The sequence below is a fragment of the Pseudomonas sichuanensis genome, from assembly GCF_024749065.1.
Lineage (GTDB): Bacteria > Pseudomonadota > Gammaproteobacteria > Pseudomonadales > Pseudomonadaceae > Aquipseudomonas > Aquipseudomonas sichuanensis.
Genome location: NZ_CP087185.1, coordinates 5,337,977 through 5,364,295, shown reverse-complemented (window position 1 = coordinate 5,364,295; position 26,319 = coordinate 5,337,977). Strand labels below are relative to the sequence as shown.

26 protein-coding genes are annotated in these 26,319 nt (G+C 65.3%); 8 read left to right on the top strand and 18 right to left on the bottom strand.

The genetic code is table 11. The features are described from left to right. The first annotated feature begins 338 nt into the window (after window positions 1-338). Window positions 339-2,405 (top strand): AsmA family protein, encoded by a 2,067-nt coding sequence (locus LOY51_RS24150; RefSeq protein ID WP_258643381.1) that lies wholly within the window; start codon window positions 339-341, stop codon window positions 2,403-2,405. A gap of 150 nt (window positions 2,406-2,555) precedes the next feature. Here LOY51_RS24150 and LOY51_RS24145 read toward each other — a convergent pair whose 3' ends face one another. Together LOY51_RS24145 and osmE are read right to left on the bottom strand one after the other, a co-directional pair. Beyond that, complete coding sequence (locus LOY51_RS24145; protein WP_125465736.1) at window positions 2,556-3,083, bottom strand: ferritin-like domain-containing protein; 528 nt, start codon at window positions 3,081-3,083, stop codon at window positions 2,556-2,558. Between the two features lie 26 nt (window positions 3,084-3,109). Next, entirely contained in the window at window positions 3,110-3,451 is a 342-nt protein-coding gene (gene osmE, locus LOY51_RS24140; RefSeq protein ID WP_125465735.1) for an osmotically-inducible lipoprotein OsmE, read from the bottom strand. Window positions 3,452-3,575: 124 nt separating this feature from the next. Between osmE and LOY51_RS24135 the strand changes: the two genes are divergently transcribed. Then, window positions 3,576-4,466 (top strand): esterase/lipase family protein, encoded by an 891-nt coding sequence (locus tag LOY51_RS24135; protein ID WP_125860631.1) that lies wholly within the window; start codon window positions 3,576-3,578, stop codon window positions 4,464-4,466. Window positions 4,467-4,620: 154 nt separating this feature from the next. Here the strand turns inward: LOY51_RS24135 and LOY51_RS24130 are convergent, their stop codons facing one another. Then, window positions 4,621-5,499 carry a DMT family transporter gene (locus tag LOY51_RS24130; RefSeq protein ID WP_125860629.1) on the bottom strand — a complete coding sequence of 293 codons (879 nt, stop codon included), beginning with the start codon at window positions 5,497-5,499 and terminating at the stop codon, window positions 4,621-4,623. A 205-nt stretch (window positions 5,500-5,704) separates the two neighbouring features. Between LOY51_RS24130 and LOY51_RS24125 the strand changes: the two genes are divergently transcribed. The 3 genes from LOY51_RS24125 to LOY51_RS24115 all read left to right on the top strand — a co-directional run bounded on the left by LOY51_RS24125 (window position 5,705) and on the right by LOY51_RS24115 (window position 7,919). Next, the gene (locus LOY51_RS24125) at window positions 5,705-6,493 is read left to right on the top strand and encodes an AraC family transcriptional regulator (protein WP_258643380.1); all 789 of its coding nucleotides are present in this window, start codon (window positions 5,705-5,707) and stop codon (window positions 6,491-6,493) included. A 63-nt stretch (window positions 6,494-6,556) separates the two neighbouring features. Beyond that, on the top strand, window positions 6,557-6,841 hold the full coding sequence (locus LOY51_RS24120) for a PsiF family protein (protein WP_110992973.1): 285 nt from the start codon (window positions 6,557-6,559) through the stop codon (window positions 6,839-6,841). A gap of 70 nt (window positions 6,842-6,911) precedes the next feature. After that, on the top strand, window positions 6,912-7,919 hold the full coding sequence (locus LOY51_RS24115; protein ID WP_194790257.1) for an AI-2E family transporter: 1,008 nt from the start codon (window positions 6,912-6,914) through the stop codon (window positions 7,917-7,919). 135 nt (window positions 7,920-8,054) lie between these two features. Here LOY51_RS24115 and LOY51_RS24110 read toward each other — a convergent pair whose 3' ends face one another. Next, the gene (locus LOY51_RS24110) at window positions 8,055-9,326 is read right to left on the bottom strand and encodes an Hsp70 family protein (RefSeq protein ID WP_258643379.1); all 1,272 of its coding nucleotides are present in this window, start codon (window positions 9,324-9,326) and stop codon (window positions 8,055-8,057) included. Window positions 9,327-9,490: 164 nt separating this feature from the next. Here LOY51_RS24110 and cbpA point away from each other — a divergent pair, with 164 nt between their 5' ends. Both cbpA and LOY51_RS24100 read left to right on the top strand, forming a co-directional pair. After that, window positions 9,491-10,450 carry a curved DNA-binding protein gene (gene cbpA, locus LOY51_RS24105; protein ID WP_110992970.1) on the top strand — a complete coding sequence of 320 codons (960 nt, stop codon included), beginning with the start codon at window positions 9,491-9,493 and terminating at the stop codon, window positions 10,448-10,450. A gap of 2 nt (window positions 10,451-10,452) precedes the next feature. After that, window positions 10,453-10,758: a chaperone modulator CbpM gene (locus tag LOY51_RS24100; protein ID WP_110992969.1), complete on the top strand. Its 306-nt coding sequence runs from the start codon at window positions 10,453-10,455 to the stop codon at window positions 10,756-10,758. Window positions 10,759-10,852: 94 nt separating this feature from the next. On the opposite strand, the gene LOY51_RS24095 is transcribed toward LOY51_RS24100, so the two are convergent. The 7 genes from LOY51_RS24095 to urtA form a co-directional block, all read right to left on the bottom strand. Beyond that, window positions 10,853-11,383, bottom strand: coding sequence for a GNAT family N-acetyltransferase (locus LOY51_RS24095; protein ID WP_258643378.1), 531 nt, complete (start codon window positions 11,381-11,383; stop codon window positions 10,853-10,855). Window positions 11,384-11,388: 5 nt separating this feature from the next. Then, a complete protein-coding gene (locus tag LOY51_RS24090) occupies window positions 11,389-11,913 on the bottom strand; it encodes a GNAT family N-acetyltransferase (protein WP_258643377.1) in 525 nt (174 codons plus the stop codon). A 31-nt stretch (window positions 11,914-11,944) separates the two neighbouring features. Further along, a complete protein-coding gene (gene urtE / locus LOY51_RS24085) occupies window positions 11,945-12,643 on the bottom strand; it encodes an urea ABC transporter ATP-binding subunit UrtE (protein WP_258643376.1) in 699 nt (232 codons plus the stop codon). 139 nt (window positions 12,644-12,782) lie between these two features. Next, a complete protein-coding gene (urtD, locus tag LOY51_RS24080) occupies window positions 12,783-13,640 on the bottom strand; it encodes an urea ABC transporter ATP-binding protein UrtD (RefSeq protein WP_125465726.1) in 858 nt (285 codons plus the stop codon). Next, on the bottom strand, window positions 13,637-14,716 hold the full coding sequence (urtC, locus tag LOY51_RS24075) for an urea ABC transporter permease subunit UrtC (protein ID WP_258643375.1): 1,080 nt from the start codon (window positions 14,714-14,716) through the stop codon (window positions 13,637-13,639). Before urtC ends, urtD begins: the two co-directional genes overlap by 4 nt. Further along, complete coding sequence (gene urtB / locus LOY51_RS24070) at window positions 14,716-16,203, bottom strand: urea ABC transporter permease subunit UrtB (protein ID WP_258643374.1); 1,488 nt, start codon at window positions 16,201-16,203, stop codon at window positions 14,716-14,718. The genes urtC and urtB overlap by 1 nt, the downstream gene beginning before the upstream one ends. Window positions 16,204-16,316: 113 nt before the next feature. Further along, window positions 16,317-17,582, bottom strand: coding sequence for an urea ABC transporter substrate-binding protein (gene urtA / locus LOY51_RS24065; RefSeq protein WP_258643373.1), 1,266 nt, complete (start codon window positions 17,580-17,582; stop codon window positions 16,317-16,319). Between the two features lie 529 nt (window positions 17,583-18,111). On the opposite strand from urtA, the gene LOY51_RS24060 reads away from it, so the two are divergent. Then, entirely contained in the window at window positions 18,112-18,411 is a 300-nt protein-coding gene (locus LOY51_RS24060) for a hypothetical protein (RefSeq protein WP_258643372.1), read from the top strand. A gap of 210 nt (window positions 18,412-18,621) precedes the next feature. Here the strand turns inward: LOY51_RS24060 and cycA are convergent, their stop codons facing one another. The 7 genes from cycA to LOY51_RS24025 form a co-directional block, all read right to left on the bottom strand. Then, window positions 18,622-20,037, bottom strand: a complete 1,416-nt coding sequence (gene cycA, locus LOY51_RS24055; protein WP_125860610.1) for a D-serine/D-alanine/glycine transporter — start codon at window positions 20,035-20,037, stop codon at window positions 18,622-18,624. A 241-nt stretch (window positions 20,038-20,278) separates the two neighbouring features. After that, a complete protein-coding gene (locus LOY51_RS24050) occupies window positions 20,279-21,646 on the bottom strand; it encodes a PepSY-associated TM helix domain-containing protein (protein WP_258643371.1) in 1,368 nt (455 codons plus the stop codon). 58 nt (window positions 21,647-21,704) lie between these two features. Next, window positions 21,705-23,771 (bottom strand): TonB-dependent copper receptor, encoded by a 2,067-nt coding sequence (locus LOY51_RS24045; RefSeq protein WP_258643370.1) that lies wholly within the window; start codon window positions 23,769-23,771, stop codon window positions 21,705-21,707. Between the two features lie 67 nt (window positions 23,772-23,838). After that, a complete protein-coding gene (locus tag LOY51_RS24040) occupies window positions 23,839-24,270 on the bottom strand; it encodes a DUF2946 domain-containing protein (protein WP_258643368.1) in 432 nt (143 codons plus the stop codon). A gap of 20 nt (window positions 24,271-24,290) precedes the next feature. Next, window positions 24,291-24,776 (bottom strand): copper chaperone PCu(A)C, encoded by a 486-nt coding sequence (locus LOY51_RS24035; RefSeq protein ID WP_125465718.1) that lies wholly within the window; start codon window positions 24,774-24,776, stop codon window positions 24,291-24,293. Window positions 24,777-24,824: 48 nt separating this feature from the next. After that, window positions 24,825-25,214 carry a DUF2946 domain-containing protein gene (locus LOY51_RS24030; RefSeq protein ID WP_125860602.1) on the bottom strand — a complete coding sequence of 130 codons (390 nt, stop codon included), beginning with the start codon at window positions 25,212-25,214 and terminating at the stop codon, window positions 24,825-24,827. Window positions 25,215-25,464: 250 nt separating this feature from the next. Then, window positions 25,465-26,319: an SPFH domain-containing protein gene (locus LOY51_RS24025; protein WP_125465716.1), complete on the bottom strand. Its 855-nt coding sequence runs from the start codon at window positions 26,317-26,319 to the stop codon at window positions 25,465-25,467.

Sequence of the window (26,319 nt, the reverse complement as noted above, 5' to 3'; positions counted from 1 at the left end):
ATTCGGTGCTCCTCTCGGGGGCTGAAAAGTGGCTACGGAGGCAATGCTACGCCGCGTAACGCCAGAGAGAAGTTCATCAGGGTAATGGTAACAATCGACGCTATTGATACTCAGGCGCGACGGCTCTGAATCAATGGTTTCGGCGATGATGCCGGCATTGTGCGTTGCCGATTTCTCAGTAACACCAAGGCCCGCAGCAGACCAATAGCGCAGAAAAGCGCCAGGAAAACTTCGCTATCATGGCAACCCGGACTAAACCCTGCGGGTTTTCATCAGTCCGACATTTTAAGTGCCATCGTTATGCCCGCCTCGTGCCCGGCAGTCAGGAGAACCCCGCAATGACGCGCCCCGCCAGAATCCTTGTCTGGACCTTCGTCACCCTGGCCACGCTGCTGGCGATCCTGGTGGTGGTGATCGCCACCTTCGACTGGAACCGCGTCAAGCCACTGCTCAACGAGAAGGTGTCCGAGGCGCTGCATCGGCCTTTCGCGATCAACGGCAACCTCGCCGTGCACTGGCGCACCGCACCGGAAGAAGGCGGCTGGCGCGCCTTCGTGCCCTGGCCGCATTTCACCGCCGAAGATCTCACGCTGGGGAACCCGGACTGGCTCAAGGAGCCGCGCATGGTCGGCCTCGAGCGGGTCGAGTTCCGCCTGGCGCCACTGCCGTTGATCGTCCAGCGCATCAGCATCCCACGCATCGATCTGGTCAAGCCCAGCGCCAGCCTCACCCGGCTGGCCGACGGCCGCGCCAACTGGACCTTCGACTTCGGGCCCAAGGACGGCAACCAACCACCGTCGAAATGGGTGTTGGACATCGGCGCCATCGGCTTCGACCAGGGCAACGTGAGCTTCGACGACCAGACCCTCAAGACCAGCCTGAAGGTGCAGATCGACCCGCTGGGCAAACCGATCCCGTTCAGCGACATCGTCGGCAAGGCCCGCGCCGAAAAAGCCGGCAACGCCCAGGCCTACGCCTTCGGCCTCAAGGCCCAGGGCCGCTACAAAGGCCAGGCCGTGACGGCCACCGGCAAGATCGGTGGCCTGTTGGCGCTGCAGGATGCCAGCCAACCGTTCCCGCTGCAGGCCGACGCCCGCATCGGCGACACCCAGGTGGCGCTGGCCGGTACCCTGACCGATCCGCGCAACCTGGGCGCCCTCGACCTGCGCCTGAAACTGTCCGGCAGCAGCCTGGGCAACCTCTACCCGCTCACCGGCGTGACCTTGCCGGACACCCCGGCTTATGAAACCGACGGCCACCTCAACGCCAATTTGCATGCAGCAGGCGGTGCGCAGTTCCGCTACGAGGGCTTCAACGGCAAGATCGGCGCCAGCGATATCCATGGCGACCTGGCGTTCGTCGCCAGCCAGCCGCGGCCGAAACTGTCCGGCAACCTGGTGTCGAACCAGCTGCTGTTCAAGGACCTTGCACCGTTGATCGGCGCCGACTCCAACAGCCAGCAGAAGGCCCGTGGCGGCGCCAGCAAGCAGCCGGCGGGCAAGGTGCTGCCGGTGGAAGAATTCCGCACCGAGCGCTGGCGGGCCATGGATGCCGACGTCTCGTTCGCCGGCAAGCGCATCGTCCACAGCGAGCAGCTGCCGTTCAACGACCTGGCCGCCCATGTGATCCTCGACGATGGCCTGTTGCGCCTGGAGCCGCTGCGCTTCGGCGTGGCCGGCGGCAACCTCGACTCCAACATCAGCCTGGACGGGCGCAGCACGCCGTTGCAAGGGCGTGCCAAGCTCACCGCCCGGGGCTTCAAGCTCAAGCAGCTGTTCCCCAGCTTCGCGCCGATGCAGACCAGCTTTGGTGAACTCAATGGCGATGCCGACCTGCGCGGCAGCGGCAATTCGGTGGCGGCGTTGCTCGGCACCTCCAACGGTGACCTGCGCCTGCTGATCAACGATGGCGCGATCAGCCGCAGCCTGATGGAGATCGCCGGGCTCAATGTCGGCAACTATGTGATCGGCAAGCTGTTCGGCGACGAGGACGTGAAGATCAATTGCGCGGCGGCCGATGTGGGTATCAAGGATGGCCTGGCCACTACCCGCCTGTTCGTCTTCGATACCGAGAACGCGATCATCTACATCAACGGCACGGCCAACTTCGCCAGCGAGCAGCTGGACCTGAAGATCACCCCGGAATCCAAGGGCGTGCGGCTGTTCTCGCTGCGTTCGCCGTTGTATGTGCGTGGGCCGTTCGCCAAGCCCAATGCCGGCGTGCAGGCGGTGCCGCTGGCGCTGCGTGGCGCGGGGATGCTGGCACTGGGTGTGGTCGTGGGGCCAGCGGCGGGGCTGCTGGCGCTGATCGCGCCGAGCAGTGGCGATGCGCCGAACCAGTGCACGCCGCTGTTGCAGCAGATGAAAGCCGGCAAGGCGCCGGCTGCGGTGAACAAAGGTCGTTGAAGTGCGTGGGAGCGGGCCGAACTCAAAACCTGCACTCTACCTGTGGGAGCGGCGGTTCGCCGCTGCGATTTACCCGCGAAGGTGACACCTCGGTGCCTGGCACGGGCTATGCCCGTGTTCGCGGGTGAACCCGCTCCCACAGTCTGGTGTTTACAGACCCTGCAACAGATCCGACATATCGTCCGCGTGCTCTTCTTCCTGGGCCAGGATGTCCTCGAAGATCCGCCGTGTGGTCGGGTCGCTGTCGCCGATGAACTGGATGATCTCGCGGTAGCTGTCGATGGCGATGCGCTCGGCCACCAGGTCTTCCAGCACCATCTCCTTCAGGTTCTTGCCCTCCACGTACTGGGCATGCGAATGCTTGCTCAGGTTGTCCGGGTTGAAGTCCGGCTCGCCGCCCAGTTGCACGATGCGCTCGGCCAGCTTGTCGGCGTGCTCGGCTTCCTGGGTGGCATGCTCGAGGAATTCCGCCGCAGCGACACTGGCCTTGATGCCGCTGGCCATGAAGTAGTGGCGCTTGTAACGCAGCACGCACACCAGCTCCGTGGCCAGCGACTCGTTGAGCAGGCGCAGGATCTTCTCGCGGTCGGCCTGGTAACCCTCGGTCACCGCGCCGTTTTCAGCGTGCTTGCGCGCACGTTCGCGCAGGGTCTTCACATCGGTCAGTTCAACGCTCATGTTCATCTCCGTAAGCATCAGGGTGGTCATGCGCCGTGGGCGGCGTCGCTGTCTTGCTGGCGTTGCTTGCACGTCTTGAAGCCCTTGGCGTCAACATGCCCGGTGGCGTCAAAACGCACGTAGTAGGCCTGCTGGTGGCCGTCGCGGTTGAGGATGTAGTCGTTGCAGGTGCCGCCATGGGGCAGGTCGATGACATTCGACGGGCTGCCGCCGATGGCGATGACTTTCTGCATGGTCATGCCGTTTTCCACCTGCTTGACCAGCGGCTGGTCGCGGTAGGTCACATAGTCCACCGGGTTTTCCGGGCGGCTGCTGCAGGCGGCGAGGGTGGCGCTTGCCAGAAGAATGGCCAGGGTCTGCTTGTACATGGTCCCGCTCCTTGCTCGAGGGTCTGTTCTGCTTGGAACCGCGCGCCGCGCCAGGAGTTCGATTGCGCAGGGCTCAAGCGGCGCTGTAGTGTGGGCCGGTCGTCCATGGAAAGGGGCTGGGGCAATGACGCAAGCGTTGGCTACACGCTATCCACTGGTGCTGGTGCCGGGCATGCTCGGGTTTGTGCGGTTGCTGCTCTATCCCTACTGGTTCGGCATCGTCCCGGCCTTGCGCCGGGGTGGCGCGCAGGTGTTCCCGGTGCAGGTCTCGCCCTTGCATGGCAGCGAGGTGCGCGGCGAACAGTTGCTGGCCATCATCGAAGACATCTGCCAGCGCACGGGGGCCGAAAAGGTCAACCTGATCGGCCATAGCCAGGGCGCGCTGAGTGCCCGCTATGCGGCGGCGAAGCGCCCTGACCGGGTAGCCTCGGTGACCTCGGTGGCCGGGCCCAACCATGGTTCGGAGCTGGCCGACCACCTGGAACGCACGGCACCGGGCGACTCAGCCCAGGGGCGTATCCTCAGGGCTGTGCTGCATGGCCTGGCAGTGTTGCTGGTGTGGCTGGAGACCGGCTGGCGCCGCGACCCGCTGCCGATCGACGTGCATGCCTCGCATCAGTCGTTGACCTGCGCCGGGGTGGCGCTGTTCAACCAGGCTTATCCGCAGGGGCTGCCCGAGGTCTGGGGTGGGGAAGGGCCGGCTGAGGTGAACGGGGTGCGTTACTACTCCTGGTCCGGCACCCTGCAGCCTGGGCTCACCGACCAGGGTCGCAACCGTTTTGATGGCAGCAACCGCTTCTGCCGCCTGTTCGCCCGCAGCTTCGTCAGGGAGAAAGGCCAGTGCGATGGCATGGTCGGGCGCTTCAGTTCGCACCTGGGGCAGGTGATCGGTGACGACTATCCGCTCGACCACCTCGACATCGTCAACCAGTCGCTCGGCGCGGTGGGCAAGGGCGCCGAGCCGGTGCGGCTGTTTACCGAGCATGCCGCCCGGCTCAAGGCGGCGGGGTTGTGATCCAGCGGCCAGCGCGTACCCTGTGGGAGCGGCTTTAGCCGCGAAACAGACGACGCGGTGCATGGCACCGGCTGCGCCGGTGTTCGCGGTGGTCCGGCACTCCGGTAAACCCGCTCCCACAGGTCCTCACTCAGTCACCGAGTCATGTGCAGTTCTATGAGGTCCGACGCACTGGCGTAGTCCAGCGCTCAGCCAGCAGCACTCCAACCAGGGTCAGCAACCCGCCAACCAGGTGATAACTGGCCAACTGCTCATCCAGTACCACCGCCGCAATCACCGCCGTCACCACCGGCAGCAAGTTGAAGAACAGCGTGGTGCGGCTTGGCCCCAGCCGGTGCACCGCCTGCATCCACACCCGTGGCGCGACCATCGAGGCCAGCACGCAGGCATACACCACCAGGCCAATGTTATGGCCGTTCAGCCCGGTCTTGGGCGACAGCAGGAACAGCGGCAGCAGCACCAGGATCGCCACCAGGATTTGCAGGTACAGCAGCTGCATCGGCGGCAGGCGCAGTTGCCATTTCTTCAGCAGGAAGCTGTACAGCGCATAGGCGAAGGTGGCCACCAGCATCATCAGGTCACCGCTGTTCAGGCCCTGGTGCAGCAGCGCCGAGGGTTGGCCGGCCGAGACCACCTCGAGCACGCCGAAGAACGACACCAGCGCGCCGAGCAAGGCGCCGTAGCTCAGGCGCTGGCCCAGCCAGGCGATGGACAGGGCCAGCGACATCAGCGGCATCAGCGACAGGATGATGCCCATGTTGGTGGCGCTGGTGATGCCAGCGGCGAAGTAGGCCAGGCTCTGGTAGATGGCCATGCCCAGCACGCCCAGCACGAAGACCTTGCCCAGGTGCGGGCGGATCGCCGCGCGGTTGCGCCATACCTGGGGCAGCAGGAAGGGGGTGAACAGCAGGCCGGCCAGCAGCCAGCGGTAGAAGCCGATCTCGGCCGGGAAGATGGCCCCGGCGGACAGCTTGGTGACCACGGTGTTGCCGGCCCAGATGAGGATGGCGGTGAGGGGGAAGAGGTAATTCATGCAACGGGTACTCACAGTGACAGACTGGGGCCGCTGTGCGGCCCTTCGCGGGTAAACCCGCTCCCACAGAAGTTTGCGCAGATCCTGTGGGAGCGGGTTTACCCGCGAAGGGCTGCGCAGCAGCCCCTGATGGCTCGGTATTATCCGTTGTCTGTCGCAAGGCCTATACTCCCATCCAGACAACCCGCCCCGCGAAGCAGCCAACATGCCCCGCCAGTACCTCGACATCCCGCAATTCGACCAGCTCCCTGCCCCGGTCTACTTCCGCTACGACGAATTCGGCGCCGGCAGCCAGAGCGCGCCCCATCGCCACCCCTGGGGCCAGCTCAACTACGCCTCCCATGGCGTCATGCACCTGGATGTCGAAGGCCAGCGCTTCATCTCGCCTCCCCACTACGCCGTGTGGGTGCCGCCGGGCACCGAGCACGGCTGCTACAACCCCCAGGCCATCGTCTACCGCTCGGTGTACCTGGACCGCAGCCTGTGCGCCGAGCTGCCAGCCCAGCCCTGCAGCCTGGTGGTCAGCGACATCCTCAAGGCGATCCTCGGCGACTTCGCCCGGCGCGACCTCAAGGTGGCCCAGGACGCCTGCGACCAGCGCCTGGTCCAGGTGCTGCTCGACCAATTGCACCAGGCGCCGAGGCAAACCTGCTACCTGCCGTTCGCCCGCAGCGACTGCCTGGGCCAGGTGCTCGCCGGGCTGCAGGCCGAGACCGGCGACAACCGCCCACTGGCCGACTGGGCCGCCCAGGTGCACGTCAGTGAGCGCACCCTGGCCCGGCACTTCCTGCGCGAGCTGGGCATGAGCTTTGGTGAGTGGCGCCTGCGCCTGCGCTTTCTGCGGGCCATCGAGGCGCTGGAAGCCGGCCTGCCGATCCAGGCCATCGCCTTCGACCTCGGCTACAGCAGCGGCTCGGCGTTCATCGCCATGTTCCAGCGCCAGGCCGGCTGCACGCCGGAGCAGTACCGGCGGCAGGCCCGGGCAGAGATGTAAGATTTCTTGTCTACACTCAGCTCGACACGCGCGCATTGGGCGCGCCGACAAGGAGACCACTCCATGAAGCTGCTGCATGTGCCACTGCTGGTGCTGGGCATGTTGATCGCCGGGCAAGGATTCGCCGCCACCGCGCAACAGGAAAAGATGAAGACCTGCAACGCCGACGCCACCACCAAGGCGCTCAAGGGCGATGAGCGCAAGGCGTTCATGAGCACCTGCCTGAAGAAGGATGTGCCGCAGACCCAACAGGACAAGATGAAAACCTGCAATGCCGACGCCACCACCAAGGCGCTCAAGGGCGACGAGCGCAAGGCCTACATGAGCGACTGCCTGAAGAAGAAATGACCTGTGCCTATGCCTGTGCATTGAAGGCTGGCAGACTGCGGGACTTTCCGCTGTCTGCCGTCGAGGCTGTATGACCTTCACCCCCCGCCAGATCTCCCTTGCCAGCCTGGTCATCGTCATCGCCGGCCTGTTGCTGGCATTGCCCCTGAAGTTGCTCCCCAGCCTGCTGGCCGGGCTGTTGGTGTTCGAGCTGGTCAACATGCTCACCCCGCGCCTGCAGCCGCTGATCGCCGGGCAGCGCGCCCGCTGGCTGGCGGTGGCCCTGCTGGGCACGCTGGTGGTGAGCACCCTGACCCTGCTGTTCGCCGGCGCCTTCAGTTTCCTCCTGCACGAAGCCGAGAACCCCGGCGCCTCGCTGGACAAGTTCATGGCCCTGGTCGAACGCGCCCGTGGCCAGTTGCCGCCGTTCATCGAAGCCTACCTGCCGGCCAGCGCGGCCGAGTTCAAGGTGGCCATCGGCGACTGGATCAAGAGCCACCTGAGCGATCTGCAATTGGTGGGCAAGGGCATGGCGCACATGTTCGTGACGCTGCTGATCGGCATGATCCTCGGCGCCATCGTCGCCTTGCAGCGCATCCCCGACATTTCCCGGCGCAAGCCCCTGGCCGCGGCCTTGTTCGAGCGCCTGAGCCTGCTGGTGCAGGCGTTTCGCAACATCGTCTTCGCGCAGATCAAGATCTCGCTGCTCAACACCGCGTTCACCGGCATCTTCCTGGCCGTGGTGCTACCGCTGTTCGGCGTGCACCTGCCGCTGACCAAGACGCTGATCGTGCTGACCTTCCTGCTCGGCCTGCTACCGGTAATCGGCAACCTGATGTCCAACACCCTGATCACCATCGTCGGGTTGTCGCTGTCGATCTGGGTGGCGGCGGCGGCGCTGGGCTACCTGATCGTGATCCACAAGGTCGAGTACTTCCTCAACGCGCGGATCGTCGGCGGGCAGATCAGTGCCAAGGCCTGGGAGCTGTTGCTGGCGATGCTGGTGTTCGAGGCCGCGTTCGGTCTGCCGGGGGTGGTGGCGGGGCCGATCTACTACGCGTACCTGAAGAGTGAGCTCAAGCGGATGGAGCTGGTCTGAGGGATTGCTTGAACCTGTACCGGCCTCTTCGCGGGTAAACCCGCTCCCACAGGTTTACCGCTGCCTTCAAGGCATAGGTAATCCTGTGGGAGCGGGTTTACCCGCGAAGAGGCCAGTACAGGCGAAGGCAAAGGTTCAGATTGTCCCGTAGCGCTTGCGCGCCTCGATCGCCAGCCCGCTGCCGATGCTGCCGAAGATATTGCCTTCCACATGCCGTGCCTTGGGCAGCATCGCCGCCACGCTGTTGCGCAGTGCCGGGATGCCGCTGGAACCGCCAGTGAAGAACACCGTGTCCACCTGGCTTTCATTCACCCCGGCCCTGGCCAGCAGCTCGGTCACGCTGCCACGCACACGCTCCAGCAAGCCATCGATGGCATCCTCGAACAACGCGCGGGTCAGCTCGGCGCAGAGCCCCGGTTCGATGCGGCCAAAGTCCACACTACGGCTGTCACGCTCGGTCAGCTCGATCTTGCTGGCCTCCACTTCCATCGCCAGCCAGTGCCCGGCGCGCTCTTCGATCAGCTTGAACAGGCGGTCGATGCCCAGGGTGTCCTCGATGTCGTAGCGCATGTTGCCCAGCGCCAGCTGCGACTTCTGCGAGTACAGGGCGTTGATGGTGTGCCAGGTGGCCAGGTTGAGGTGGTAGCTGGTGGGCATCAGTGCGCCGCTCTTCATTCGGCTGCCGTAACCGAACAGCGGCATCACGCCCTGCAGGCTCAACTGCTTGTCGAAGTCGGTACCGCCGATGTGCACGCCGCCGGTGGCGAGGATGTCGTCCTGACGCTCATCCACCAGGTGACGCTCGGGCGACAGGCGGATCAGGGTAAAGTCCGAGGTACCACCGCCGATATCGACGATCAGCACCAGCTCTTCACGGCTGATGCCCGACTCGTAGTCGAACGCCGCGGCGATCGGCTCGTACTGGAACGACACGTCCTTGAAACCGATCTTGCGTGCCACCTCGGCCAGGGTGTCCTCGGCCTCCTGGTCGGCAGCGGGGTCTTCGTCGACGAAGAACACCGGGCGGCCCAGCACCACCTGGTCGAACTCGCGGCCGGCGGCGGCTTCGCCACGCTTTTTCAGCTCGCCGATGAACATGCCCAGCAGGTCCTTGAACGGCAGGGCGCTGCCCAGCACGCTGGTGTCGTGCTTGATCAGCTTGGAACCCAGCAGGCTCTTGAGCGAGCGCATCAGGCGGCCTTCGTAGCCTTCCAGGTACTCGTGCAGGGCCAGGCGGCCGTACACCGGGCGACGTTCCTCGATGTTGAAGAAGACCACCGAAGGCAGGGTGATCTTGCCGTCTTCCAGGGCGATCAGCGACTCGACGCCCGGGCGGTGCCAGCCGACCGTGGAGTTGGAGGTGCCAAAATCGATGCCAAGGGCGCGGGCCGGGGATACGTCAGACATGAGGGGAAAGCTTCCGGAGGCAAAACGGCCGCGCAGTGTATGCCAGTTGGCTACAGAATCAAGACCGGTCGTCTGCCGTGAGGCAAAGCCAAGCGCACCTTGAAAGGCTATGCTTGGCCCCTATCTTCAGTTGCAACCTGCACTTTCACATTGGTGATCCACAGATGGACTTCAAAGACTATTACAAGATACTCGGCGTCGAACCGAGCGCGGACGAGAAGGCGATCAAGGCCGCGTACCGCAAGCTCGCGCGCAAGTATCACCCCGACGTCAGCAAGGAGCGTGACGCCGAGGAAAAATTCAAGGAGGCCAACGAGGCCTACGAAGTGCTTGGCGACAAGGACAAGCGCGCCGAGTTCGACGAAATCCGCAAGTACGGCGGCCAGCACGGCCGGCCGTTCCAGGCCCCGCCTGGCTGGCAGAGCCGCGGCGGCAACGGCGGCGGCGGTTTCGAGGGCGGCGACTTCTCCGACTTCTTCAGTTCGATCTTCGGCGCCCGGGGTGGCAACCCCTTCGGTGGTGGCGGCCGGCAACAGCGCAGTACCGGCAGACGAGGGCAGGACGTGGAACTGGAACTGGCGGTCTTCCTTGAAGAGACCCTGAACAACGAATCCAAGCAGATCAGCTTCCAGGTGCCGCAGACCAACGGCGCCGGGCAGCGTACCGGGTTCACCACCAAGACCCTGAACGTGAAGATCCCCGCCGGGGTGACCGATGGCGAGCGCATCCGCCTCAAGGGCCAGGGCGCGCCAGGCGTGGGCGGTGGCGCCAACGGCGACCTGTTCCTGACCCTGCGCATGGCCCCGCACCCGCTGTTCGATGTCGAAGGCCATGACCTGATCATCACCGTGCCGCTGGCCCCGTGGGAGGCCGCGCTGGGCGCCAAGGTGGCGGTGCCGACCCTGACCGGCAAGATCAACCTGACCATCCGCCCCGACAGCCAGAGCGGCCAGCGCCTGCGGGTCAAGGGCATGGGCCTGTTGAACAAACAGGGCGAGCGCGGCGACCTTTATGCGCAATTGAAAGTGGTAATGCCCGCCCAGTCCGACGCCGCCGCGCGCGAGCTGTGGACCCAGCTCTCCGAGAAAGCTGCGTTCAACCCGAGGACTCAATGGAGTAAGTGACCATGAGCAGCACCCTGATCGTTCAACTGGACATGCGTACCCTGTGCCAGGAGGCCGATGTCACGGCCGACTGGGTGATCGAGATCGTCGAGCACGGCATTGTTGAACCGTCGGGGCGAACGCCCGACGAATGGCTGTTCGATGACCGCGCGCCGGTGACCTTGAAGCGCGCGGTGAAGCTGCATCAGGAGCTGGAGCTGGAGTGGGAAGGGGTGGCGCTGGCGCTGGAGTTGCTGGAGGAGGTGCAGCAGTTGCGCAGTGAGAACAGCATGTTGCGCCAGCGCTTGGGCAGGTTCACCCAGATGTGAGCGTTACAGCATCGCGGGGCAAGCCCGCTCCCACGAAGCACCTCGGTACATGGCGTGGGAGCGGGCTTGCCCCGCGATGGCTACATCACCACTCTCAAGCGGGAGTCAGCACCTTGAAATACAACGCCGTCGCCCGATAAGCCCCATCCGGCCCACAGGCATAATCCGGGATCTCCCCCGCCTTGCTGTACCCCTGCGCCCGATAAAACGCCTCCGCGCCGGAGCCGGCCTCGGTATCCAGGTACAGCATCCCCCGCCTGATCCGCCGGGCATCGGCCTCCAGCGCATTCATCAGTTGCTGACCCAGCCCACGCCGCCGCGCATCGCTATGCACCAGCAGCTTCTGCACCTCGGCCCGGTTCAGCCCGTTGGGCTTCAGGCACAGGCCAAGCTGCACGCTGGCCAGCACCTCATGGCCCTGGGCGATCACCCATAAAAGTTGCTCGCCACTGGCCAGGCGCGCCCTCACCTCATCGAAATAGGCATTGGCCTGCTGCTCGTCGATATCCGCCAGAAAGCCCACCGAAGCACCCTGTCGCACCGCATCCAGCAGCAGGGCCACCAGGCCCTCGCGGTAATAGGCCAGGCCTTCGTGGGTGACGCGTTGCAGGTGGGCGGCGTTCATCGGGTTCAGCTCCTCGAGGGGGGAAGGGCGTTCTCGTCCAGATTCAGCTGCATGAAGGTCAGGTCCAGCCAACGGCCGAACTTCACGCCCACCTGGGCCATCTGCCCGGTGATGGCGAAGCCCAGGCGCTGGTGCAGGCGGATCGACGCGGCGTTGCCGCTCTCGATCGCGGCGACCATCACATGTTTGTCGCAAGTGCGCGCACGTTCGATCAGCGCCGCCATCAGGATCGGCCCCAGTCCTTTGCCACGCTGATCGCCACGGATGTACACCGAGTGCTCGACGGTATGCCGGAAGCCTTCGAAGGGCCGCCAGTCACCGAACGAGGCATAGCCCAGCACCCCGGTATCATCCACCGCCACCAGGATCGGATAGCCCTGCTGCGCGCGGGCCTCGAACCAGGCCTGGCGGTTGGCCAGGTCGACCGGGGTTTCGTTCCAGATCGCCGTGGTGTTGCGCACGGCGTCGTTGTAGATGTCGAGGATGCCTGGCAGGTCTTCGGCCAGGGCATCGCGCAGCGGGTAACTCATGACGGCATCTCGCAAGGGAAGTCTGTGCAGATTAAATGGTAACCAGGCCACGCACACCTTCGGCCTGCATGTTTTCGCCGCGCCCCTGCTGGACGATCTCGCCACGGGCCATCACCAGGTACTGGTCGGCCAGTTCCTCGGCGAAGTCATAGAACTGCTCCACCAGCAGGATGGCCATGTCGCCACGGTCGGCGAGTTTGCGGATCACCGCGCCGATTTCCTTGATCACCGAGGGCTGGATGCCTTCGGTCGGTTCGTCGAGGATCAGCAGGCGCGGGCGGCTGGCCAGCGCACGGCCGATGGCCAACTGTTGCTGCTGGCCGCCGGAGAGGTCGCCGCCACGGCGCTGTTTCATCTGCGCAAGCACCGGGAACAGTTCGTAGATGAAGGGTGGTACTTGCCGGGCCTCGCGGGCGGGGAAGCGCGACAGGCCCATCAGCAGGTTTTCCTCCACCGTCAGGCGCGGGAAGATCTCGCGGCCCTGGGGCACGTAGGCGATGCCGGCCTGGACCCGTTGCTGCGGCTTGAGCGCGGTGATTGCTTTGCCTTCCCATTCCACGCGGCCCTCGCGGGCCGGCAGCAGGCCCATCAGGCAACGCAGCAGGGTGGTCTTGCCCACGCCGTTGCGGCCCAGCAGGCAGGTGACTTCGCCGACCTTGGCCTCGAAGGACAGGCCGCGCAGGATGTGGCTGCCGCCATAGTATTGGTGCAGTGAGTCGATCTTGAGCATGTGTTGTTCCTGGAGTATTCGTATTGCCCGTGCCTGCCCTTTCGCGGGTAAACCCGCTCCCACAGGTACAGCGCAAAGCCTGTGGGAGCGGGTTTACCCGCGAAGAGGCCAGCGCAGGCAGACAAAAATCAAAACCCGATCAGCGCCCGAGATACACCTCGACCACCCGCTCATCCGCCTGCACCTGCGCCAGCGATCCCTCCGCCAGCACACTGCCCTGGTGCAGCACCGTCACATGGTCGGCAATGCTGCCCACGAAGCCCATGTCGTGTTCCACCACCATCAGCGAATGCTTGCCCGCCAGCGAGCGGAACAGCTCGGCGGTGAACTCGGTCTCGGCGTCGGTCATGCCCGCCACCGGCTCGTCCAGCAGCAACAACTGCGGCTCCTGCACCAGCAGCATGCCGATCTCCAGAAACTGCTTCTGCCCGTGGGACAGCAATCCGGCCGGGCGCTGGGCCAATGGCAGCAGGCGCAAGGTGCTCAGCACCTCGTCGATGCGCTGGCGCTGCTCGCCACCCAAGCGCGCCGCCAGGCTGGCCCACACCGACTTGTCGGCCTTCAAGGCCAGCTCCAGGTTCTCGAACACCGTCAGTGCCTCGAACACCGTGGGCTTCTGGAACTTGCGGCCGATCCCGGCCTGAGCGATCTGGTATTCGCTCATGCGGGTCAAATCGAGGGTGTCGCCAAAGTAGGCGCTGCCGCTGTCGGGGCGGGTCTTGCCGGTGATCACGTCCATCATCGTGGTCTTGCCCGCGCCGTTGGGGCCGATGATGCAGCGCAGCTCGCCCACGCCGATGTACAGGTTCAGCCCGTTGAGCGCCTTGAAACCGTCGAAGCTGACGCTGATGTCCTCCAGGCTCAGCACCGTACCGTGGCGGGTATCGAGCCCGGCCTTGCGCGCCTGGCCCAGGCCGATGGCGTCACGGCCGGCGCCCAGTTGGTCGAACACCGGTTCCAACATGAATTCAGGATGCACCGGGGGCACGCCTCTCATGGCTGGCTCCTTTTCTTCACAAGCCCGACCACGCCCTTGGGCAGGTACAGGGTGACGATGATGAACAGCGCGCCGAGGAAGAACAGCCAGTACTCGGGGAACGCCACGGTGAACCAGCTCTTCATGCCATTGACCAGCCCGGCGCCGAGCAGCGGCCCGATCAGCGTGCCGCGCCCGCCCAGGGCCACCCACACGGCCGCCTCGATGGAGTTGGTCGGCGACATCTCGCTGGGGTTGATGATGCCCACCTGCGGCACATACAGCGCCCCGGCCAGGCCGCACAGCACGGCGCTGAGCACCCACACCAGCAACTTGAAGCCACGCGGGTCGTAGCCGCAGAACATCAAGCGGTTCTCGGCATCGCGCACGGCGGTGAGCAGCCGGCCGAACTTGCTGCGGGTGAGCTGCCAGCACAGGTACAGGCTGGCCAGCAGCAGGCCGACCGTGAGCAGGAACAGCACCGCGCGAGTGCCTTGCGAGGTGATGTCGAAGCCGAGGATGGTGCGGAAGTTGGTGAAGCCGTTGTTGCCGCCAAAGCCGGTCTCGTTGCGAAAGAACAGCAGCATGCCGGCGAAGGTCAGGGCCTGGGTCATGATCGAGAAGTACACGCCCTTGATCCGCGAGCGGAAGGCGAACCAGCCGAATACCAGCGCCAGCAACCCCGGCGCCAGCACCACCAGGCACAGGGCCCAGGCGAAGTGCTGGGTACCGGCCCAGTACCAGGGCAGCTCGTTCCACGACAGGAAGGCCATGAACCCCGGCAGGCCGTCGTCGGCAGCCTGGCGCATCAGGTACATGCCCATGGCGTAGCCGCCGAGGGCGAAGAACAGCCCGTGGCCCAGGGACAGCAGCCCGGCGTAGCCCCACACCAGGTCCAGCGCCAGGGCGACGATGGCGTAGCAGAGGATCTTGCCCACCAGGGTCAGGGTGTAGGCCGAGACCTGCAGCGCGTGCCCGTCGGGCAACAGCGACAGCAGCGGCAAGGCCAGCAACACCAGAACCACGGCGGCGCCCAAGGCCAGCGAAACCCGCGGCCCGGCCTTTTGTGCGGCAGTGACAAGCAGTGGCTGGTTCATCAGTCGATTACCCGTCCCTTGAGGGCGAACAGGCCTTGCGGGCGCTTCTGGATGAACAGAATGATCAGCGCAAGGATGAGGATCTTGCCGAGCACCGCACCGATCTGCGGCTCCAGCAGCTTGTTGGCGATGCCCAGCCCGAAGGCGGCCCAGAGGCTGCCGGCCAGTTGCCCGACACCGCCGAGCACCACCACCAGGAACGAGTCGATGATGTAGCTCTGGCCCAGGTCAGGCCCGACGTTGCCGACCTGGCTCAGGGCCACGCCGCCCAGCCCGGCGATACCGGAGCCCAGGCCGAAGGCGAGCATGTCGACGCGCCCGGTGGACACCCCGCAGCAGGCCGCCATGTTGCGGTTCTGGGTCACTGCGCGCACGTTCAGACCCAGCCGTGTGCGGTTGAGCAGCAGCCAGGTGAGCAGCACCACGGCCAGGGCGAAGGCGATGATGACGATGCGGTTGTAGGGCAGCACCAGGTTGGGCAGCAGTTGAATGCCGCCGGACAGCCAGGCCGGGTTGCTCACCTCGACGTTCTGCGCGCCGAAGATCAGGCGCACGGCCTGGATCAGGATCAGGCTGATGCCCCAGGTGGCCAGCAGGGTTTCCAGCGGGCGGCCGTACAGGTGGCGGATCACCGTGCGCTCCAGGGCCATGCCGACCCCGGCACTGACGGCGAAGGCCACCGGCAGGGCGATCAGCGGGTAGAACTCGATCGCCCCTGGCGCGTAGCGCTGTAGCAGCACCTGGACCATGTAGGTGCTGTAGGCGCCGAGCATCAGCATCTCGCCATGGGCCATGTTGATCACCCCGAGCAGGCCGAAGGTGATCGCCAGGCCCAGGGCCGCCAGCAGCAGGATCGAGCCCAGCGACAGGCCACTGAAGGCCTGGCCCAGCAGTTCGCCCACCAGCAGTTTGCGTTGCACCTGGGCCAGGCTGGTTTCGGCGGCGGTGCGCACGGCGGCATCGGTTTCGGCGTCCGGTTGCAGCAGCGCTTCGAGGCGGGTGCGGGCCAGCGGGTCGCCGGTTTCACCGAGCAGGCGCACGGCGGCCAGGCGCACGGCCGGTTCGCTGGCGCCCAGTTGCAAATTGGCCAGGGCCAGGCCCAGGGCGGCGTGGACGGCGGCGTCCGGCTCGGCGGCGAAGCGGCGGTCGAGGAAGGCCATCTGCGCCGGTTGCGCGGATTTTTGCAATTGCTGGGCGGCGGCCAGGCGGACCGCGGCCTGATCGCTGAGCAGTTGGTGGCTGGCCAGGGTGTTGTCGAGCAGGCCGCGCAGGCGGTTGTTCAGGCGCAGCTTGCGAGTGTCGCCTTCGGCGATGCGGCCTTGGCGCAGGTTTTCCAGCAGCGGCAGGCGCGCGGCATCGGGTTGTGCGGCCCAGGTTTCGAGCAGGCTTGCCTGTTCGGCGGGCTTGGTGCTGAGGAAGAATTCGCCCTCGCTGGCTTGGGTGGCCAGGGGCAGTAGCAGCAGTAGTGTGAGCAGGAGTCTGAGCATGCGGGCAATCCTGGAAATCGGCGGTGGATTCATCGCGGGGCAAGCCCGCTCCCACGCCGCCCCCTTATCCAGAGGTGAGTGCAGCGTGGGAGCGGGCTTGCCCCGCGATGGCGTCAGTTGCCCTTCACCGCATAGTCAGGCCGCTTGTCGTTCCCCGGAATGAACGGGCTCCACGGCTGCGCCCGCAGCGGCTGTTCGGTCTGCCACACCACGCTGAACTGCCCGTCATCCTGGATCTCGCCGATCATCACCGGCTTGTGCAGGTGGTGGTTGGTCTTGTCCATGGTCAGGGTGAAGCCCGACGGCGCCTTGAAGCTCTGCCCGGCCAGCGCCTCGCGCACTTTGTCCACATCCGTGGACTTGGCCTTCTCGGCGGCCTGCGCCCACATGTGGATGCCCACGTAGGTGGCTTCCATCGGGTCGTTGGTCACCGCCTTGTCGGCGCCCGGCAGGTTCTTGGCCTTGGCGTAGGCCTTCCAGTCGGCGACGAATTTCTGGTTGACCGGGTTCTCCACCGACTCGAAGTAGTTCCACGCCGCCAGGTGCCCCACCAATGGCTTGGTGTCGATGCCGCGCAGCTCTTCCTCCCCCACCGAGAACGCCACCACCGGCACCTCGGTGGCCTTCAGGCCCTGGTTGGCCAGCTCTTTGTAGAACGGCACGTTGGAGTCGCCGTTGACCGTGGAGATGACCGCCGTCTTGCCGCCGGCGGAGAACTTCTTGATGTTGGCGACGATGGTCTGGTAATCGGCATGGCCGAACGGCGTGTACACCTCTTCGATGTCCTTGTCGGCCACGCCCTTGCTGTGCAGGTAGGCGCGCAGGATCTTGTTGGTGGTGCGCGGGTACACGTAATCGGTGCCCAGCAGGAAGAAGCGCTTGGCGCTGCCGCCGTCTTCGCTCATCAGGTACTCCACCGCCGGGATCGCCTGTTGGTTAGGCGCGGCGCCGGTGTAGAACACGTTCGGCGACATCTCTTCACCCTCGTACTGCACCGGGTAGAACAGCAGGCCGTTGAGCTCCTCGAACACCGGCAGCACGGATTTGCGCGACACCGAAGTCCAGCAGCCGAACACCACCGCCACCTTGTCCTGGGTCAGCAGCTGGCGGCTCTTTTCGGCGAACAGTGGCCAGTTGGACGCCGGGTCCACCACCACCGCTTCGAGCTGCTTGCCGTTGACCCCGCCCTTGGCGTTGATCTCGTCGATGGTCATCAGCGCCATGTCCTTGAGCGAGGTCTCGGAAATCGCCATGGTGCCCGACAGCGAATGCAGGATGCCGACCTTGATGGTCTCGGCGGCCTGGATGCTCCAGCTCAGGCCCATCGCCGCGATCGATGCGCTGAGGGTGAAGGCCTTGATCAGACTGCGTCGCTTCATTTGGTCACTCCGATGTGAGGTTGTGGTGCTGGCAGATCGGAGATTGCAAAGGCTGTGCCGAGCGGCGGAAGGCTTGTGATAGAGCGGTTGTGCGACGAATCGGGGCGTTTGGGGTGTCCAGGATGGTGCTTGCCGGATTGGCCTGCACAGGATTGGGGCCTGGGGCCGTGAACACTTTTGACACATAAGCGGTACTTGAGTACCGTGCCGCACCCCAGTAGTTTCTGCGGTTCGGGATTGGCGTCCCGTTGTCAGAACCGGACACATCGCACCTGCGATAGTTGTGTCCTGCATGGTTGCACCCGTTATGGGCGGAGCCGTGTGTGGGAGCCTTCGGGCTCACCGGAACTTCTGACCGGCAACGCCAACCCGCACGGCTCCGTCCACCCACATTGGCGTGTGGGCACGGAGAAACACTTCAGAAGGCTGCAAGGAGTAGCACCATGCTCAAGAAGATCGTTCCAGATCCACCGTTCGCGCCTGTCGCTGGCGCACCTCTCATCGATGCCCCTCAGCGAGAGGTGCAGCCATGAACCCGGAATCGCGGGTCAATCCCGCCATTTGCAAACCCCGCCCCGTTACCGCCTGTTCCCATTTCGGCACCTGCAATCACGCCCATGACCCGATGCTTTCGGTGCATGCCGGGGTCGATAGCGAGGATGCGCTGGTGTGCGCCGTGGCGGCGTTGAAGGCGGCGTATGAGACCAATGCCGCAGCGTTGGACAAGGCCGGGGAGCCGTTGCGCAGTTTGCTGACGGCTACGGAGAATTCGCTGGAGAAAGGGTTGGCGCTGGCCGAGGCCGTGCTTGTGGGGTTTGAGCAAGGCTGAAAATCGCCGGGGCTGCTTTGCAGCCCTTTCGCGACACAAGGCCGCTCCTACAGGACTGCGCATAACTTACCGTTTAGCAGGGACCTGTGGGAGCGGCTTTAGCCGCGAACACCGGCGAAGCCGGTGCCATCCACCGCGTTGCCTTCTTCGCGGGTAAACCCGCTCCCACAGTGAGCGCCGCGCGCTTGCGAAATCAGGTCTCTGGCTGGATCAGCGGTTAGAGGCTTCACCCACCGCCGCACGCGGCTGGCGCTTGCTGCGCACGAACTGATAAGTCACCGCCAGCAGCACAAACCAGATCGGCGTCACCACCAGCGCCTGGCGGGTGTCGTCACGCAGGCTCAGCAGCACCAGGATGCCGGCGAAGAACACCAGGCACACGTAGCACATGAAGCGCCCGCCGGGCATCTTGTAGCTCGACGCTTCATGCAGCGCCGCACGGTGTTTGCGGTAGCTCAGGTACGACAGCAGGATCAGCGTCCAGACGAACATGAACAGCACCGCCGACACCGTGGTCACCAGGGTGAACGCCTCGACCACGTCGGGCACCAGGTAGATCAGCACCGCGCCCAGCAGCAGGCAGGCGCAGGAGAAGTACAAGCCATTGGCCGGCACCGCACGGCGCGACAGTTTCTCGAAGGCCTTGGGCGCATCGCCTTCCTGGGCCAGGCCGAACAGCATGCGGCTGGTGGAGAACACTCCGCTGTTGGCCGACGAGGCCGCCGAGGTGAGCACCACGAAGTTGATGATGCTCGCCGCCGCCGGCAGGCCGGCCAGCATGAACAGCTCAACGAACGGGCTCTTGCCCGGCACCACGTCGCGCCATGGCGTGACCGCCATGATCGCCACCAGGGCCAGCACGTAGAACACGATGATGCGGATCGGGATCGAGTTGATCGCCCGGGGCAGGGTGCGCTCGGGGTTCTTGGCTTCAGCGGCAGTGGTGCCCACCAGCTCGATGCCGACGAAGGCGAACACGGCAATCTGGAAGCCGGCGAAGAAGCCCATCAGGCCGTGGGGGAACATGCCGCCGTCGTTCCACAGGTTGGCCAGGCTCGCGGTGTCGCCGCCGGGCGACTGGAAACCGGTGATGACCATGTACAGGCCGGTGACCACCAGGCCGAGGATGGCGACGATCTTGATCAGGGCGAACCAGAACTCCATCTCGCCGAACAGCTTCACTGTCACCAGGTTCAGCGACAGCAACAGCGCCACGCAGCTGAGCGCGGGGATCCACTGCGGCATGTCGGGGAACCAGAACTGGGTATAGGCGGCGATCGCCACCACGTCGGCGATGCCGGTGACCACCCAGCAGAACCAGTAGGTCCAGCCGGTGAAGTAGCCGGCCCAGGGGCCGAGCAGGTCGGCGGAGAAATCGATGAACGATTTGTAGTTGAGGTTTGACAGCAGCAGTTCGCCCATGGCGCGCATGACGAAGAACAGCATGAAGCCGATGATCATGTAGACGAAGATGATCGACGGGCCGGCCAGGCTGATGGTCTTGCCCGAGCCCATGAACAGGCCGGTGCCGATGGCACCGCCGATAGCGATGAGCTGGATGTGACGGTTGGTCAGGTTGCGTTGCAGGTGCTGGTCTTCAGCAGGGGTGGAGGAGGTCCGGGTCATAGGCTGCATTCCATTGAGGGTCAGTCTTCTTGTCAGAGGTAGCCGGGTAGGCTAACACGCCCGTTCCAGATGGGGGCGCGACAGATCGACACGATTTTGGCGATGCAGCCTGGTGCTCGGCATGATCGGAATCAATGGTTGCCCGCGCCGGCCTCTTCGCGGGTAAACCCGCTCCCACAGGTTCTGAGAACGCCGTTGAACCTGTGGGAGCGGGTTTACCCGCGAAGGGGCCGGCGCGGAGTCAGGCTTGGGCCATGGCCCTGTGCCGGCGCATCACGAGATTATCGACTACCCACATCACCACCATCGAAAGCCCCACCAGCGGAAACGCCACGCCCAGCACCACCATCACCCCCACGGCGGTCTTCCAGCGCGGCAGGTCATGGCGCAGCGGCGGCACGCCCAGGCCACTGGCGGGCTTGCGCTTCCACCACATCACCAGCCCGCTCACCGACCCCAGCAGGATCATCAGGCACACCAGCAGGATGACGATCTGGTTCAACGGCCCGAACATCTTGCCCTCGTGCAACATCACGCCAAGTTCGGTAGCGCGGGCCACCGGGCTGTAGTCCTGCCAGCGCACGTCGGCCAGCACCTTGCCGGTGTACTGATCGACATGCAGGGTGGCGTCGTTGCGCGGGTCGTCGGCGAACACCGCGATGGTGAACACACCGTCGGCCGTGGTTGGCAAGGTGATGCTGTAGCCCGGCGCGACCTGGCGCAGGGTGGCGACATCCTCGACCTGCTGCAGGCTGACCTGCGGCGCGGCGGGCGCCTGGTCGGCCATGTGATGGCCGGCGTGCTCGGCATGGGCGCCAGACACCGGCATCGGCGTGTTTTCCAGCGCCCAGGGTACGGTCTGGCGGTGGGCGTCGTTCAGCTCGCCCGCTTGCTTGTCCGACTTCGGCACGTCGTTCCACATGGCCGCCGGGAATCGGTTCCACAGGTCGGCGTACTGCTTGCCCCACAGGCCAGTCCAGGTCATGCCGCTGATCAGCATCAGCAGCAACAGGGCCGAGCCCCAGAAACCGGTGACCGCGTGCAGGTCGCGCCACAGCACTCGGCCGCGTGCGCTCAAGCGTGGCCACAGCACCCCGGCGCTGCTGCGCCCGCGTGGCCACCATAAATAGAGGCCGGACACGACCAGGACGATGCCCCAGCCGGCCGCCAGTTCCACCAGCCGGTCACCGAGCGTGCCGACCATCAGCTCGCCATGCAGGGCGCGGGCGATGGCTTGCAGGTTCTGCTTGCCGTCCTGCTCGCCCAGCACCTTGCCGCTGTACGGGTCGACGAACACATTGAGTTCGTGCCCGCCGTCGTGCACCACGAACTGCGCGCTGCGCTCGGCGTCCAGCGGCGGCAGGTACTGGCCCACATGCCCCTGTGGATAAGCCTGGCGCACGTTGGCCAGCAGGGTGTCGGCGCTTTTCCGGTGGTGGCCGGCCTCGACCACCATCAAGTCGCGGTACATCAGCGGGTCGAGCTGTGGCTTGAACAGGTAGATGATCCCGGTGATCGCCAGCAGGATCATGAACGGCGCGACGAACAGCCCGGCATAGAAATGCCAGCGCCAGGCCAGGTTGTAGAACGATACGTTTGGTTTGCTCATGGGAGCCTCCCGTAGACCTGAGTTGGGCGCGGTCAGGCCCCGCGCCCGTTTGTTGTTGTCAGAAGCTGAAGTCGACCTTGGTCCAGAAGGTCCTGCCTGGCTCGTTCACCGGCTGAGTCGAGTTCGCCGGATAGCCGAACCCGGCATTCCCTGCCAGGTTCAGGTGCTCGGCGTAGGCCTTGTCGAACAGGTTGTCGACGCCCGCGCTGAGCTTGAGGTTGTTGTTCACCTTGTAGGCGCCGTTGAGCGAGAACACGCCGAAGCCGGCGCTCTTGCCGTAGTCCTTGCCCACCACGTTGCCCTGGTTCTCGGCGATGCGGTTCTGCTCGGCCACCAGCCGCCACAGCGTGCCGACGCTCCAGGCGTCCTGGCTGTAGGTCAGGCCCAGGCGGCTTTCCAGGGGTGGCATCTGCGGCAGCGCCTTGCCGTCGCTGCTGTTCTTGCCCCAGGCGTAGGCCAGGGTGGCGTCGGCCTTCCAGTTTTCCGTGAGCTTGTAGGCCGCGCCCAGTTCGCCGCCCATGATGCGGGCGTCGATGTTCTGTGCCTGGGAGGTGTAGCCACCCATCATGGTGCGGCGGTAGTCGAACAGGATGTAGTCGCGCACCTGGCCGACGTAGCCCGAGGCCCAGGCCTCGAGGCGTTCGCCCTGGTACTGGATGCCGAAGTCGAGCTGGGTGGTTTTCTCCGGTTTGATGCCGTCGAAGGCGTTCGCCGAGCCGGCCGGGGCCAGCTTGGGCGAGAACAGCTCCCAGTAGTCGGGGAAGCGCTGGGCATGGCCGAGGCCGATGTAGGTGGTCGCGGGGATCGCCGCCAGGTCGTGCTCGTAGCGCACGAAGCCGCTGGGCAGGGTGTCGGCGCGAGTGTCACCCTGAGTCGGGCTGGCCTTGCGGAAGTCACGGGCCGAGGCACGGTCCAGGCGGGCGCCGGTGATCAGGCGGTCAACACCTGTGGCGTACCAGGTCAGTTCGCCGAAGGCGCCGTAGTTGTGGAAGTCGGCGTCCTTGGTCCAGGGTTTGCCCTTGTGCGCATCGATGCCCATGCCGCCGCGCTGGCGGTGCTCGTTGGTCTGTGCGTCGATGCCGCTGATCAACTGCACGTCGGCCCAGCGCCAGGTGGCCTTGATCCGTGCGCCCATGGTGCGGCGGTCGACGTTGCTGACCATGGGCATGCCCATCATGCCGGTGCCCGACGGGGTGCGCAGGCTGTAGTTGTCCATCACGTGGTCGGCGTAGTTGTAGTAGACCTGCGCCTCGACCTTGTCGAGCACCTCGCCGAGGTTGGACTTTTCAAAACGCAGGCCGAGGCTTTCGCGCTCGAACTGCGAGCCGTCCATGCCGCGCCCGGCGGAACGGGCCTCGCCGTCGCCCTTGCCGGCAGTCAGCTCCAGCAGGGTGTCGGCGTCCGGGGTCCAGCCGACGGTGGCATCACCGTTCCACTTGTCCCAGCGCGAGGGCACGGTGTCGCCGTTGCCGTCATCGAAATCGTCGGAATGCGACTGGTTGCCGACGAAGCGCACGTAACCCAGCGAGTTGCCGGCGGCGGCGTCGAGCACCTTGTCGAAGCGGCCATTGGAGCCGACCAGCACGCTGGCGTTGACCCGGCTGCCGAGCTCGCCGAACTTTTCCGGTTCACGTTCGAAGAGGATGGTCCCGGCGGAACCACCGGGGCCCCAGATCACGCTTTGCGGGCCCTTGATCACGGTGAGGCGGTCGTAGGTTTCCGGCGAGATATACGAAGTCGGCGCATCCATGCGGCCGGGGCAGGCGCCAAGCATCATGCCGCCGTTGGTGAGGATGTTCAGGCGCGAGCCGAACATGCCGCGCAGCACCGGGTCGCCGTTGGTGCCGCCGGCACGGATCACCGAGAAACCGGGGATGGTCTTGAGGTAGTCGGCGCCGTCGCTGGCCGGCACTGGCTGGCGTGGGTCCTTGGGGTTGGTGACCACGGTCAGTGGCGAGCTGGGGGCAATGGCGGTGATCACCGTCGGGCTCAGCTCGGCAGCGTCGTGGGTGTGGCCTTCGTGGCCGGTTTCGGCGGCCACGGCCAGGGGTGCGAGCAGTGAGCCGCACAGCAGGGCGATGGTCCCGCGCAGGGAAAGGGCAAAAACAGGGGTACAGCCGGACATAGTGATTCCAGTCGATCAGTCGTGAGTCAGCGCGAAGCCTCCTGGCTTCGGGCAGTAAAAAGTGGTTTCAGACGACGATCGAGGTGGGGGGCGCGCGGCTGCGCGCGCCGGGGAATACAGCCTGCCGGGCATGGCCCTGGCGCGTGGCGACGGCGAGGTGGACGGGTGGGAGTACGCTGCCCGCGGTAAGCGGGCTGAGGGTCTGAGGCAGGGCGGGGCAGTTGAACAGCAGGCTGCAGTAGCCGCACTTTTCCCACATCACATGCAGTTGGCCATCGTTGCCGTGGCCCTGGTGATGATCGTGGCCATGTTCCATGGGCATGGCCATCGACATGTCCATCGGCATGGACATGCCGGCGTGGTGCTCCATCGGCATCGACTGGGAAACCAGTGGGCCGATGAAGATCATCCACATGGCGAACAGGCTCAGCCAGCCGCCACCGACGCGCCTGCGATCAGGGCGGGTGCTGCGGGTTGAGCTGTTGCGCGGCAGGCTCATGGTGAGCGCCAGTCAGCTGATCAGTGTGCGTGTTCGTGCGACGCGGGCTGGTCGGCCGGTGGCTGCTTCTGCACGGCCACGTCGACGGTGACGTCACCGGCTTTTTCGAAGTGCAAGGTCAGCGGGAAGCGCTTGCCGTCGGTGAGCAGGCTGCGGTCCTTGGGCTGCATGATCATCACGTGGTAGGCGCTGGGGGCGAACACCACATCCTTGCCGGCCGGTACCACCACGCTTTGCACGTGTTGCATCTTCATGGCGCCGGCGGCGCTCATCACGTGTTCGTGCAGTTGGGCATCATCGGTGATGGGGCTGTCCACCGAGAGCAGGCGGTCATCGGCCTTGCCGTTGTTGTGCACGACGAAGTAGGCCGCCACGTTGGGCGCGTTCGGCGGCAGCTCCAGCGACCACGGGTGGGCGATGTGCAGGTCGCCCACTTTGTATTCATGGGCGTTGGCATAGGCGCCGGGCAGCAACAGGGCGGCCAGGACAAGGGCTTGCTTGAGCATGGGTGAATCTCCGGTCTGTTCAGGTTCTGATGGACAGCGTAGTGAACATCAGGCCAGCGGAGAGGCACGGGGATTGAGCGCGGGCCATAACTGGCGCGGCGTGGGCTGGTAGTCGGCGAGGTGCGGGATGTGCCCGGCCAGCAGCAACGGCGGGTTGTGCAGTTGTGGCGGGTAGCCGGGCAAGGCCAGCAAAGGCGCGGCGCCCGAGCAGCACCAGCAGTTCATCATGCTGGCGCTGTCATCGCTTTGCGGCCCGAGGTCGATCTTGGCCAGGGCCTGTACATCGACTTTGGCCTTGTTCGCCATGCTCGAACAGAAAGCCCCCCACAGCAGCTGCTCGGCCGGGCCCTTGGGCACGGCAGAGGACAGCGGCATGGCCAGCAGGTTGAACAGCACTGCAAGGCAGGCTATCCAGGCGATGTGCCGACGTGGGGGCATGGAGAGATCCGGTCAGGAATCGTGGGGGCTATTGTACGGCGGAGTATAGGTAAAAATGCCGGGGTGCGGTGAAGTGCCGCACCTGGGGCAGATCACCGCACGTTCGTGGGAGCGGGCATTGTGGGAGCGGGCTTGCCCCGCGATGGGGCCAGGCCTGGGAATGATGTTGCCCGGGCGGGCCCCATCGCGGGGCAAGCCCGCTCCCACAACCCCTGCTCCCACAATGCCCGCTCCCGCAGGGCCGGTGATGTCAGGCCTTGGCGCGGCCCATCAAACCGCGCACGGTCTCTTGCAGGTCCGCAGGCAGCACCACGACTTTCGAATTGTCGCTGGCAGCCAGGTTCTCCATCGCGCCGATGTAGCGCTCACCCAGCAGGTACATGGCCGGCACCGTCTCGCTGCCCACCGCTTCCTTCACCAGGGTGATCGCCCGTGCCGACGCCTCGGCCAGGTTGACCTGGGCCTCGGCATCCAGCTTGGCGGCTTGCAGGCGTGCCTCGGCCTCGAGGATGGCGGCCTGCTTGTTGCCTTCGGCGCGGGTCACATCGGCTTTACGCTCACGCTCGGCGGCTGCCTGGCGTTCCATGGCGGTCTGCATGCTCGGCGATGGCTTGATGTCCTGGATCTCCACCGAGCGCACGGTCACGCCCCAGTCTTCGGTCTGCTCGGACATCGCCTCACGCAGGCGTGCCTTGATCTGCTCGCGGCTGGACAGCGCTTCGTCCAGGTCCATGGCGCCGACGATGGCGCGCAGCGAGGTCATGGTCAGGCTGGTGACAGCGAACGAGAAGTTCTGCACACCGTAGGACGCTTTCTGAGGGTCGACGACCTTGGCGAAGCACAGGGCGTTGGCGACGATCACCGCGTTGTCCTTGGTGATGATCTCCTGCTGCTGCACGTCGAGGATGATGTCCTTGGTCGGCAGGCGGTAGGCAACCACGTCCATGTACGGGATGACGATATTCAGGCCGGGCTTGAGAGTGCTGTGGTAGCGGCCCAGGCGTTCGACGATCCATTCCTCGCCCTGGGGCACGATGCGCACCCCCTTGAACACGGTGATCAGGACGAATACGGCGAGGGTGGCGACGACGATGAGGCTGGTCAT